This window comes from Yersinia massiliensis (assembly GCF_003048255.1).
In the GTDB taxonomy this organism is placed as follows: domain Bacteria; phylum Pseudomonadota; class Gammaproteobacteria; order Enterobacterales; family Enterobacteriaceae; genus Yersinia; species Yersinia massiliensis_A.
Genome location: NZ_CP028487.1, coordinates 4772979 through 4786074, shown reverse-complemented (window position 1 = coordinate 4786074; position 13096 = coordinate 4772979). Strand labels below are relative to the sequence as shown.

Here is a 13096-nt window from a genome sequence, read left to right as displayed (position 1 = left end):
CTTTTTTATTTATGAAGGTGATTGAGTTTGTACCTACAAATGATTATGATAATTATTCTCAAATAATGGCGTGGGAATATATCTTCGACTAGCATTAATTAATTAAAAAAATCAGCTCTACGCTAATAACGGAAGACCTTAATTAGGAAGGTTAATTGCCCCACGAATAAGACATATCAATTATTCTGGCTAAATTAACTCCTCTTTGTATGGTTTACGTTATTTAAATACTTGATAGAAAATTACGACACATTAATTATCCGGTTATTTATATCGCTCGGAGCGGATAGCTATTATCCAAACGACGGGCAAATTGTTAAGACTAAAATAATTAATATATGTATTTCTTTTGTATTAATAAGGATGAGTTTTCATAAATGGATAATATGGCTAGAGATAAAAAAGAAACCATAATCTCAAAAAATAAGATTGCACTGGGCCTCATTTTAGCTCTCACCACTCAGGGCTATACTGAAGATGCTAGCGCGGAAACAGCAGTATCATCATCGATTAAAAATGACATGGTGCTAGATAAGCTCAAAGTCGAAGAGACGAGTCATGCTCAGGAAGGCGACTGGGTTTACGATGAAATACACTCGGTAAGCGAAATATCCCGTGAACAAATGGATAACCGGCCAGCACGTCATGTAGCTGATATATTAGAACAAACATCGGGCGTTTATTCCAGCGTAAGCCAGCAAGATCCCGCGTTATCCATCAATATCCGTGGCATGCAGGACTATGGCCGCGTCAATATGAATATTGATGGCATGCGTCAGAATTTTATGAAAAGTGGCCATGGGCAGCGCCATGGGGTGATGTATATTGATCCCGAAATACTGAGTAGTGTTGTCATTGAAAAGGGCCCCAGCAGTGGTATAGGAGGGGCAGGTGTTATTGGTGGTATTGCCACTTTCAGGACTTTTAATGCCAGTAATTTTCTCGAACCAGGAAAAGAGATTGGCGGTAAAGTCCGAGCAATAACCGGCGATAATGGCACTCAATTTATCGGTAGTGCGGTACTCGCAATCGGGAATGAATATGGCGATATAATATTGGCTGCCAGTGAACGGAATCTGAAAGAATATTGGCCTGGCAATAAAGGCCATATTGGTGATATTCGTTTTGGCACCGGTTCCAAAACGCTGGGTGAAGAAATGAAGAAAATCAAAGTTGATTTTTCTAATTATAAAATGGATTCACAGTTGGCCAAAGTGGGGTGGAATATCTCTGCCGATCAGCGTTTGGTATTCAGCTATTTGCAGACACAAATAAATAGCCCCAATGCTGGTATGTTCACCCATGTTTATGATAGGCCAAACTCGAAGCGTAAGATAAATTACGGCTGGTTAAGCAGCAGCGTCAGTGATGTGAAAAATAGCAATGTCGGGCTGGATTATAGCTTAAAGCCAGAACATATCGCGTGGTTGGATATGACGGCAAAAATCTATTATGTTGATACCGACGATAAAACCGATACCCATAATGCCAACCCCGTTTTCCGCGATAAATTCTGGACCCAAACCCGCTTAACCACTCAGGGGTTACAACTGCAAAACACCAGTCTATTCGCCCCAGCAGATCAGCATCAATTTCGCCTGAATTATGGCCTAGAGTGGTTCAGTGACCGTTCGCGAGGTAATTCAACTCATGAGTCCATGTTAGGGGTCACCCCACCGGGAAAACGCACCATTACCAGTACTTTCGCGCAGGTTAATTACGACTATAGCGATTGGCTACGGTTAGAAGGCGGCTTACGTTATGATCACTACCGCTTGCAGGGGAATACTTGGATGTGGACTGATGAATCCCTTCACACCCGTGATAATCCTTGCCGTAAGGGATCTTTCTTTGGTCCTTCTTGCCTTAGAAAAGAAAAGTACGCCATGACATGGGATGTGGATCGCCGAGAACAACAATTTTCACCCACGATGGCCATGGGGATAAAGCCCGGAGTCCAGTGGTTGGAGTTCTTTGGTAATTACGGTAAGTCCTGGCGACCACCGGCGATTACCGAAGTCCTTGCCACCGGCAGTGCGCATGGGCACGGTTGGTCTTTACCGAACCCTGTATTAGCGACTGAAAAGTCTAAGGCATGGGAAACTGGTATTAATCTTCAAAAACAAGGCTTGTTTATCAATGAAGATCGCTTCGCCGCAAAACTGGCGTACTTTGATACCCGCGTCAGTGATTATATCAATCTTGAATTATCCAAACATAAGCCTAAATTTGGTGGCTCATCCTTTGCGAATGCAACTTATATTAATAATTTATTGAAAACCCAATTTCGAGGGCTGGAGTATCAATTAAGTTATGATGCTGGCTTTATTTATACAAATTTAAATTATACCAGAATGATTGGGGTAAATAGTATTTGTTCAAAATATGCGTGGTTGGGTGGTGTACAGAGAATGGTACGTGATAGGAAGAAATATTACTTCTCGGTTGAGTCTCCTGAAATGAATGATGTGGTAAAGTGTAAGAAAACTAATAATATATTTAGCTCATCAGCTTATTTACCTGGTGATCGTGGTAGCCTAACATTAGGTGGAAGAATATTTGATCAAAAGCTGGATCTCGGTACCATTATCCGTTATAACAAAGGACATCAAGATTATACAGCTTTGGCTAAGGACGGTAATGTCTTCGTTGCATATGTGGCGGATTGGCCGAAATATACTTTATTTGATCTTTACGCCAGTTATAAGGTGACGAATAATCTTACTTTGCGCAGTTCAATAGAAAATATCACTAACCGAGCTTATATTGTGAGTTATGGGGATTCTCTTTCCTTCTCTCCAAATCGAGGTAGAACTATACAGGGTGGTTTTGAATATAAGTTCTAATATACATACTTTAAATAGATAACACACAGCATTCTATAATTTTATAAAACAGATATATTATTTAAATATAATAATTTTAGTATTCAGGTGAATAACACATTCACCTGTGAGTCAGGGTGGCTCAATGATGAGTCACTCATTCGTTGTTAACTAATATAAGGAAATTATTATGACCATAACCATTAAATACGATAGCGAACTCGCTGATTATTCCATTTCAACTTATGCTAAAGTCTGGGCAGACAAGCATGGTGATATCATGGAAGCAGCCAGAGGTGACCGCAAATACGGAGATTTTGAAGGAGGGACCGGCTTTTCAGGTACCAAATACTCTCTACCTAGCTCCCATGGCGGTAGTACTGGGCTGATTGTTGAAGGGGATGTAACTTACTCCTTTATGCCACAACATACGTTCTACGGCAAAATTGATAGCTTAGAACTGGGGGAGGAACTTACCTCTAATCCTAATGGTAAATACCTGAGTGAAGTACAGCTAAAATTAAGTGGGTTGGATATTTCTGGCGAATTCGACGATAACAAATCGAAGGAAGAAAATCAGCAAGGAGAAATGCATAAATCGGTGTTTGGCTTAATGCGAGGCAACGCCGAACCCATGCTCGAAATCCTTAAAGCTAAGGGCATTGATGTAGATGCAAAACTCAAAGATATAGATATTGCTAGCCAATTCGATGTGATGTGTGATGCCCCAGAAATTGCCACTGTCGGAATTGCAGATGATAGTGATGCACTGTTGATTGCTGCATAAATCTATTTCAGCCCGAGATAGACGGTCAGAAAAGTGTTATTTGATGAATTAACTTACAGTACTCCACCACCGTTCTCTGGTGAACTGGTTTATTGGCGGCGGTGGTGGTTTACCTCATGTTATTAAAAATAAAAGTGAATAAAATTAAATAAATTTAAAAATAAGAAATTCACCAACCAATAATGGTTAAATAACTAATGTTATATCTTTTATTTAAAATGGATATTAATATAGTGATAAAATCGAAGTTAAATCCACTGTTGAATGACACGATATTGCAGTTTATCGTCAAGCAGTTAAAGACGGGTGGTGAGTAGTGTAATAACTAAGGAAGTATACCATTATCACTATCTGAATAATTCTGATTTATCGATATTGGTGGTATTTTAATTTATCGATAATCTGACAAGCCAATAGCGCGATTTTAAATCTGACAATTATATTACTTTTAGTATGGAAATGGATGCCATGGACTTCAGAAAAACGCCCAATCATTCTTCGGCCTCCCCAACTATTTTCTCGATATTAGCCGATCACAAAAAAAACCTTTGGGGAATCGGATTATTTACTGCTGTAATTAATTTACTGATGTTAGCGCCAGCAATTTATATGCTGCAAGTTTATGACCGCGTTCTTGCCTCAACCAATACCATGACGTTATTCATGCTGACCATCCTTGTGCTTGGCGTATTTGCTTTTATTGGCTTATTAGAATGGGTTCGCAGTGCCGTTGTTATCCGGCTCGGAACACGAATGGATATGCAGTTGAATCAGCAAGTATTTAATGCCGCCTTTGCTTCTCAACTCGTGGGCGATAAAGCACCCGCTGCGCAAGCATTAAATGACCTCACCATTCTACGCCAATTCGCGACAGGTCAAGCGCTGTTTGCTTTTTTTGATGCGCCTTGGTTTCCACTGTATTTAATGGTGATTTTCTTACTTCACCCTTGGCTTGGTGTATTAGCTACTCTAGGTGCGGGAATATTGATTTTCCTCGCCTGGCTCAATCATTCCATCGGTAAAAAGCCCCTTAAAGCCGCATCAGTCATCACTTCCCAAGCCACCCAACAGGCAAATGCGAATTTACGTAATGCAGATGCCATTGAAGCGATGGGGATGCTAACGGCATTACGTCAGCGTTGGCTCGCATCACATTCCCATTTTCTTTATCAGCAAAACCTTGCCAGTGATAAGAGTAGTCAAGTGACCGCCATATCGAAGGCCAGCCGACAGGCGTTGCAATCAATGATGCTGGGGTTAGGTGCATTGCTGGTTATTGATGGTGCCATTACGGCGGGCGTGATGATCGCAGGATCCATTTTAATTGGGCGCGTATTAAGCCCCATCGATCAAGTTATTGCTGTTTGGAAACAGTGGAGTCATGCGCGATTGTCTTATCTGCGTCTGACCAACTTGCTCAGCCAACATCCACCTGTTCACGCCGGTATGCAGCTATCTCCTCCAACAGGGAAGCTAAGCGTGACACAGCTGACGGTCTGTAAACCAGGCACACATCACCCCGTGTTACAGGCCATTAGTTTTGAGTTGCAACCCGGTGATGTTCTTGGCGTTTTAGGGCCATCGGGCAGTGGGAAAAGTACGTTGGCAAAATTGTTGGTGGCCTGCAAACCGGCCTTAAGTGGCTCAGTCCGCTTAGACAGTGCCAACTTGTCTCAATGGGATAAAACTCGATTAGGGGAGTTTATTGGTTACCTGCCGCAAGATATCCAGCTATTTCGTGGCTCTATTGCTGAAAATATTGCGCGTTTTGGCCAGATTGATACCGCAAAAGTGACCGCAGCTGCGCAGCTCGCTGATGTACATGAGTTAATCCTCCACCTACCACAAGGCTATGACACCTTGCTCGGGGATGAGGGGGAAGGGCTGTCTGGCGGTCAGCGCCAGCGCATCGCTTTGGCGCGAGCTATGTACGGCATACCACGGCTGATTGTGTTAGATGAACCCAATGCCAGCTTGGATAAGGAGGGCGAAAAAGCCTTACTTGATAGCATTGTGCAACTAAAACAACAGGGTTGCACCATCGTGATGATTACCCATAAGCCAGCGCTTTTATCCGGCAGCGATTATCTGTTGTTACTCAATAATGGCCAGATGGAATTATTTGGTCGCACTCAGTCGGTTTTGCACGGCGGTAAAGGACAGGACAAGCCTACGACCAAACCGAATGTAAAAGCATTCAATAATAAAAATAATTGGAGCAACGCTGCGTCATATGGTGTGGCACCAACGCGTACTGCTTCAGAAAAACCATAACGTTAGATATAGATTCCACGGAAGGGAGAAAACAGATGTCACCTGAAAAGAGTCATAACCTGATGGCAGTTGTGAGTCACCATCAACAAAGCCCCCCACCGCTGCAAACCAATAGCGAGCGCTACTTGAATCTAGGGGGGTTATTGGTTTTGGGCGGTTTCTGCAGTTTCTTGTTTTGGGCTGGGTTAGCGCCTTTAGATAAAGGTATTGCTGTCGCGGGGCAAATTGTCGTTGCTGAAAACCATAAAGTGATTCAGCCCATGCAAGGTGGGCGTATTCAGCAAATACATGTTGCCGAAGGGGACGAGGTTGTCGAAGGGCAATTACTCATCACCTTAGATGATACTGCGATACGAAGCCATCGGGATAATCTACAGCAACAGTACCTCAATGCATTGGCTCAAGACGCTCGTTTAGTCGCCGAGCAACATGATTTACCGGAGATTCATTTTGCTGAGGAATTACTTCAGGATTCGGCGCACTCATTTGTTGAAGGCATTATCGTCTTACAGCAACAGCTTTTTCAGCACCGCCGCCAAGCTCAATTGAGCGAAATTGCGCGGCTATCGGCGCAAATAGCCCGCCATCAGAGCCGATTAAGCGGCCTACAAATCCTACGTGAGAATAACCATCATCAACTGGAATTATTCCAACAACAGTTACATGGCGTGCAGTCGTTGGCAAAACAGGGTCATGTTGCCAAGAATCAATTATTAGAAATGGAGCGTCAGGCCATTTCTTTGCGCACCAATGTTGCGCAAAACGAGAGTGATATCGGGGAGTTGTATAAGCTTATCGATGAAACGGAGCAGCATATTTCACAGCGTCACGAACAGTATCAAAGCGAGAATCGCGAGCAACTCGCCAAAGCACAGCAAAATAAACAAGAGTTGGCACAGCGTTTGAGTATTGCGGAATATGAATTGGATAATACCCGAATCATCGCACCTGTCAGCGGTTCAGTTATCGCGCTTGCGCAACATACTATCGGTGGTGTCGTGAGCACTGGGCAAACATTGATGGAATTGGTTCCCAGCGGGCAACCTTTGTTGGTTGAAGCCCAGCTCCCAGTAGCACTCATTGATAAAGCCATGATTGGATTGCCGGTTGACCTTAATTTCTCAGCGTTTAATCAAAGTACCACTCCACGGCTTTATGGATCTGTCTCGCACATTGGGGCTGATCGAATGCAACATGCACAAACGCTAGAGCCTTATTACCCGCTCACCATCCTGATCGATACTCACCCAACTGCGCTAAAAATTCGGCCCGGTATGTCAGTTGATGTTTTCATCCGCACAGGAGAGAGGTCATTGCTTAACTATTTATTTAAGCCGCTAACCGATCGTCTGCATGTTGCGTTTGCCGAAGAATAGCCTCCGATGTAAGTAACATTTCGATAACTCGTTAAAAAATAAAGAAATACAATGATTAACTACATGAAAATAAGACAGAATAACAACCGCATGACTCTTTGGTTGAGCAGTGCCATATTGGCGAGTTGTGTTCATGCCTATCTGCTTTGGTGGCTGAGTTTGGCTGCTATCCCCACCACAGTCCTAAACTCGTATCCTATGGCCGTGATGGTCCGTTTGGCGGCTGAGCCTGCATTTACCCCCAATGTAAAACCACATCCAGTTGTGGGAATAACCCAAAATGCTAGCGAGGCCGCCGTTGATCCCACTGAGGAACCACCAGAACAAACCAGTGAGTTACTGACGGCTCCTGAAAGCCCTAATGCCATTTTGAATGTTGAAAAAGAGCGGGAGATCATTAAAAAGCAGCAGACCAAACCAAAACGACCGCAGCAAGACGTGACGAAGCCACGTAAGCCCGTGACCGAAGAAACCTTGCATCACCCGAGCAAGTCATCGTTACCCGCAGCAACAGCCAGTACCTCGTTATCAGGCCAAAGTCAGGAAACTGCCGCCGCGATGAATAGCGATTCTTTGCACATGCAACAGATTAAAATGAATTGGCGAAGCCGCTTACAAGGGCATCTGATAGGGTTTAAGCGCTATCCACCCATTGCCAAAAAGCAGCGGCAACAAGGTATCGCCACTATCCGTTTTATCGTTAATCAAGACGGAAATGTTCTCTCAGCTCAATTGGTTAAAAGCAGTGGGGTAGCGATTTTAGATCGTGAAGCATTAGCACTGATTAAGCGTGCTCAACCGTTACCCAAGCCCCCTAATGAATTGTTATCACATGGGCAAATAACATTAGCATTACCCATTGGTTTTGATCTGAAGAACAAAAGCTAATGCTCTTGGTCACGGGGGATCGGCGACATTAACAATACAAACCTGTCGAGGGGAAGATACCAGCCCGACAGGTTTTATTCATACGGCTAACCGTGCGCAAAGATAGCGATTTAGGCTCACCCCTTCTTCAGATGGATTAGCCAGAAATATTATTCGCCAGGACAACGTAAGCAACGTTCGGCTTCATCGGCGCCCAGCCTCAACTTGGACTGCAAATCACGTAATGCGGTACGCAAACCTTCCTCAATCACGGGATGGTAAAAAGGCATATCCAGCATTTGGTCGATAGTCATTTGCTGTTGATGCGCCCAAGCCAACAGATGAGCTATGTGCTCGGCACTTGGCCCCATCATTTCAGCACCTAAAAAACGGCCCGTCCCCTGCTCACCATAAACGCGTAAAATACCTTTGTTCTTTAGCATTACCCGTGAACGACCCTGATTTTCGAAAGAGACTTCACCGATTTCAAAACAACCGCACGCACTGAATTTCTGCGTCAATTCGCGGAAAGTTGAACCTACCATGGCAATTTGCGGGTCCGAGAAAACCACTGAAATTGGGCTACGGCGTAAACCTGGTACCACTTCAGGGAAACCACCGGCATTCACGCCAGCGATACGAGCTTGGTCACTAGCTTCATGCAGAAGCGGTAATTGGTTACTGGCATCACCGGCGATAAAAATATGTGGCACGCTGGTTTGCATTGTCAATTTGTCGGCCGGTGGCACACCGCGTTCATCAAGAACCAGTGCGGTATTTTCCAGTCCCAGCTTATCGACATTCGGGCGGCGACCCGTAGCTGCCAAAACATAATCCACCATAATCTCTTGTGGCTTATCGTTTTTATCGAGATAACGAATAAAGACTTTATCCCCTTCGCGTTGCATGACTTCGACGGTCACATCCGGATCAAGGTAGAATTCTTCACCCAGTGTTTTTGCTGCGTAAGTGCGAACAATGCTATCAGTGAGTGGGCCGACGCCACCGCCGACACCGAATACTTTCACCTGAACGCCCAACCGATGCAGTGCTTGACCCAGTTCCAACCCGATGACGCCAGGGCCGAAAACGGCGACCGATTCAGGTAAATCGTCCCAGTCAAAAACGTCATCATTCACAATCAATCGATCACCCAGCGCATTCCAAGCAGCAGGCCAAGTGGGTCTGGAACCTGTTGCGATGACAATTCTCTGTGCAACAATACGGGTGTGATCATCTACTTGCAGGGTATTGTCATCAATAAAGCGAGCATATCCCTGAATTTTATCAGCAGCCGGAATGTTATCGACGCCTTCCAATACGAATCCAACAAAGCGGTCACGTTCACGCTTCACGCGGTCCATGACTTCACGGCCATTAATCAAGGTGTTACCTTGCGGATGAATACCGAATCCGGGAGCGGTTTCAATGTGATGCACGGCATCAGCCGCCGCAATCAACAGTTTGGATGGCATGCAACCGACGCGTGCACAGGTCGTGCCGTACTCGCCACCTTCAATCATCACCACGCTTGGGGTCGATAGTTTGGCAGCGCGATAAGCGCCGAGCCCAGCAGTGCCACCGCCGATAACGGCAACATCAACGTTTAAGGTTTTCATGTCTACTCCTCACTGGAAAACAGAAAAAAACGGTAGGCCGAAGCCTACCAAAATACTTCATTTCATCTTCATTTTTATTGATGTTATTAGGCAGAGAAATAATTCTCTAAATCATCACTTCCGCCAATGTGGCGTCCGCCGATATATACTTGTGGAACAGTCCCACGACCGGTCACCGCTCGTAGACTGACGGTTGTGGCGTCTTTACCCAGCACGATCTCTTCGTATTGGATCCCGCGCTCTTGCAGCATTTGCTTCGCTTTGGCGCAGAATGGGCAGCCCGGTTTGGTGAACACTGAAACAGATTCCTGCACTTTAAAATCAGGTGCCAGATATTTCAGCATGGTGTCAGCATCAGAGACTTCAAACGGGTCACCTGGCTTATTCGGCTCAACGAACATTTTCTCAACCACACCGTTACGTACCAGCATGGAGTAACGCCAAGAACGTGGTCCGAAACCAAGGTCTGCCTTCTCAACCAACATGTTCATGCTCTTGGTGAATTCACCATTGCCGTCTGGAATAAAGGTGATATTTTCAGCGTGTTGATCAGCCTTCCATGCATTCATCACAAAGGTGTCGTTGACGGAAACACACAAAATATTATCAACGCCATGTTGCTTAAACACACCGGCCAGCTCGTTATAGCGTGGCAAATGGCTGGAAGAACAGGTCGGGGTAAAAGCACCGGGCAGTGAAAATACGATAACGGTTTTATTGCTAAATAAATCGTCGGTAGTGACATCAATCCACTTGTCGCCCTGACGGGTATGGAAAGTCACCAGTGGGATTTTTTGACCTTCTTGGCTAGCGAACATTGCAACTCCTTGATTAAAAAATTAAATGCTTAAATTTTTATGGGTGTTTCTTCGTTGGGAAACATTATTGATTTTATCGCTTGATAGTTCTAATCACTGGTTGCTATCTTATCTATCGTCAAGGGCTATCATAAAGTGGAGCAGCGATGAACATTCGTGATCTAGAATACTTGGTGGCGCTGGCTGAATTCAGGCATTTCCGGCGTGCTGCCGATTCTTGTCATGTCAGTCAACCCACCTTAAGCGGCCAAATTCGTAAATTGGAAGATGAATTAGGTGTCATGCTGTTGGAGCGCACCAGCCGTAAAGTCTTATTTACTCAAGCTGGGTTATTGCTGGTGGAGCAGGCAAGAACAGTCCTGCGTGAAGTGAAAGTGTTGAAAGAAATGGCCAGTTTACAGGGTGAGAGCATGTCTGGACCCTTGCACATCGGACTGATTCCAACGGTCGGGCCTTATTTACTACCGCAAATCATTCCAACGCTGCATCACACATTCCCAAAACTGGAAATGTATCTGCATGAAGCACAAACCCAGAACCTATTAGCTCAATTAGACAGTGGCAAGCTGGACTGTGCCATCCTTGCGCTAGTCAAAGAAACAGAGGCGTTTATTGAAGTCCCACTCTTTGATGAACCGATGCAATTGGCGATATACGCCGATCACCCATGGGCAGATCGTGACAGAGTACAAATGCATGAATTGGCGGGTGAAAAGTTGCTGATGCTGGAAGATGGTCACTGTTTACGCGATCAAGCGATGGGCTTTTGCTTCCAAGCAGGGGCAGATGAAGACACGCATTTCCGTGCCACCAGTTTAGAAACTTTGCGCAATATGGTTGCAGCAGGTAGCGGTATCACACTCTTGCCTTCACTGGCTGTGCCAAATGAAAGGCAGCGTGACGGAGTATGTTATCTGGAATGTTATAAGCCGGTTCCCAAGCGTACGATTGCCTTGGTATACCGCCCCGGCTCCCCATTGCGTGGCCGCTATGAGCAACTTGCCGAGGCGATACGTGAGCACATGCAAGCGCGCATGAACCCAACGTTAGAACAGGCGGTTTAAGCCATTGAGTGCCGCTACGCGGTAGGCTTCAGCCATTGTTGGATAATTGAAGGTAGTATTAACGAAATATTCAATCGTATTACCTTCGCCTTTTTGCTCCATGATAGCTTGCCCAATGTGGATAATTTCAGCCGCGCGCTCACCAAAGCAATGAATGCCAAGTATCTGCTTAGTTTCGCGATGGAACAGAATTTTTAAGCTGCCAGTATTCATCCCAACAATTTGAGCGCGGGCTAAGTGTTTAAACTGCGCGCGACCGACCTCGTAAGGCACTTTCATTGCCGTCAATTCTTGTTCGGTTTTACCTACCGAGCTAATTTCGGGAATGGTGTAGATACCCGTCGGGATATCTTCTATCAAGTGAACATTCGCCTCGCCTTTGATCATCGCTTGCGCCGCAATGCGCCCTTGGTCATAGGCCGCAGAGGCTAGGCTCGGGTAACCAATAACATCACCGACGGCATACACATGAGGCAGCGCTGTCTGGTACATGCTGTTGACCTTCAGCAAGCCACGGCTATCTGCTTCCAAACCAATTTTTTCCAGCCCTAATCCACTGGTATTACCGGTACGGCCATTGGCGTATAGCAAGCAATCGGCTTTCACTTTTTTGCCTGATTTCAAATGAACAATCACCCCATCAACCGTTCCTTCGATCTGCTCAAATTCTTCGTTGTGGCGGATAACCACGCCGTTATTCCAGAAGTGGTAAGACAGAGCATCTGACATTTCTTGATCAAGAAAAGCCAGTAGGCGGTCACGGGTATTAATCAAATCCACTTTGACGCTTAAGCCGCGGAAGATAGACGCATATTCGCAGCCAATCACCCCAGCACCGTAGATAATGACGTGTTGTGGTTCATGGCTGAGCTGCAAAATGGTATCACTGTCGTAAATACGTTCGTGGGTAAAATCCACGTTTGCCGGGCGATAGGGCCGTGAACCGGTCGCAATAACAATGTTATCAGCGCGCAGCGTATCGTTAGTGCCATCGGCGTAACGGACATTGATAGTATTGGCATCTATAAAGCTGGCATCACCGGAGAACATCTGGCAATGATTGCGATCGTAAAAGCCTTGGCGCATACGGGTTTGCTGGTTAATCACGCGGTCTGCATGATTTAAAATATCAGCGAAAGATGAACTGATGGTTCGAGCATTGTCGCTGTAGAGTGGGTTTTGGTTGAATTCGATAATACGGCTAACGGCGTGGCGCAAAGCCTTGGAAGGGATAGTGCCCCAATGGGTACATCCACCGCCCACATTATTGTACCGTTCAATCACGGCAACCCGGGCGCCTTGCTTGACCAACCCCATAGCGGCACCTTCACCGCCAGGACCCGAGCCAATAACGATGGCATCAAAATGGAAGTGCTGTTGCATGTAGGAGAGACCTATTATTATACAAAATTACAACGGTACATTAACATCATCCAGAGTATAACCCAATCAGCAATAGGTAAATC

The 13096-nt window shown here is 45.3% G+C and carries 9 protein-coding genes; 6 read left to right on the top strand and 3 right to left on the bottom strand.

The genetic code is table 11. From position 1 onward, the window contains the following. Window positions 1-377: 377 nt before the first annotated feature. The 5 genes from DA391_RS22255 (at window position 378) to DA391_RS22235 (ending at window position 8150) form a co-directional block, all read left to right on the top strand. Window positions 378-2846, top strand: coding sequence for a TonB-dependent hemoglobin/transferrin/lactoferrin family receptor (locus DA391_RS22255; RefSeq protein WP_108088212.1), 2469 nt, complete (start codon window positions 378-380; stop codon window positions 2844-2846). A gap of 169 nt (window positions 2847-3015) precedes the next feature. After that, a complete protein-coding gene (locus tag DA391_RS22250) occupies window positions 3016-3612 on the top strand; it encodes a heme acquisition protein HasA (RefSeq protein WP_050082810.1) in 597 nt (198 codons plus the stop codon). Between the two features lie 453 nt (window positions 3613-4065). After that, the gene (locus DA391_RS22245; protein WP_167398199.1) at window positions 4066-5886 is read left to right on the top strand and encodes a type I secretion system permease/ATPase; all 1821 of its coding nucleotides are present in this window, start codon (window positions 4066-4068) and stop codon (window positions 5884-5886) included. Window positions 5887-5921: 35 nt separating this feature from the next. After that, window positions 5922-7262 carry an HlyD family type I secretion periplasmic adaptor subunit gene (locus tag DA391_RS22240; RefSeq protein ID WP_167398197.1) on the top strand — a complete coding sequence of 447 codons (1341 nt, stop codon included), beginning with the start codon at window positions 5922-5924 and terminating at the stop codon, window positions 7260-7262. A 63-nt stretch (window positions 7263-7325) separates the two neighbouring features. Beyond that, complete coding sequence (locus DA391_RS22235; RefSeq protein WP_167398196.1) at window positions 7326-8150, top strand: TonB family protein; 825 nt, start codon at window positions 7326-7328, stop codon at window positions 8148-8150. 149 nt (window positions 8151-8299) lie between these two features. On the opposite strand, the gene DA391_RS22230 is transcribed toward DA391_RS22235, so the two are convergent. Together DA391_RS22230 and DA391_RS22225 are read right to left on the bottom strand one after the other, a co-directional pair. Next, entirely contained in the window at window positions 8300-9748 is a 1449-nt protein-coding gene (locus tag DA391_RS22230) for a dihydrolipoyl dehydrogenase (RefSeq protein ID WP_050082815.1), read from the bottom strand. Window positions 9749-9834: 86 nt separating this feature from the next. Beyond that, a complete protein-coding gene (locus DA391_RS22225) occupies window positions 9835-10566 on the bottom strand; it encodes a glutathione peroxidase (protein ID WP_019213001.1) in 732 nt (243 codons plus the stop codon). 146 nt (window positions 10567-10712) lie between these two features. On the opposite strand from DA391_RS22225, the gene oxyR reads away from it, so the two are divergent. Then, window positions 10713-11630: a DNA-binding transcriptional regulator OxyR gene (oxyR, locus tag DA391_RS22220; protein WP_019213000.1), complete on the top strand. Its 918-nt coding sequence runs from the start codon at window positions 10713-10715 to the stop codon at window positions 11628-11630. Here oxyR and sthA read toward each other — a convergent pair. Beyond that, window positions 11613-13013 carry a Si-specific NAD(P)(+) transhydrogenase gene (sthA, locus tag DA391_RS22215; RefSeq protein ID WP_019212999.1) on the bottom strand — a complete coding sequence of 467 codons (1401 nt, stop codon included), beginning with the start codon at window positions 13011-13013 and terminating at the stop codon, window positions 11613-11615. The genes oxyR and sthA overlap by 18 nt on opposite strands. Window positions 13014-13096: the final 83 nt, after the last annotated feature.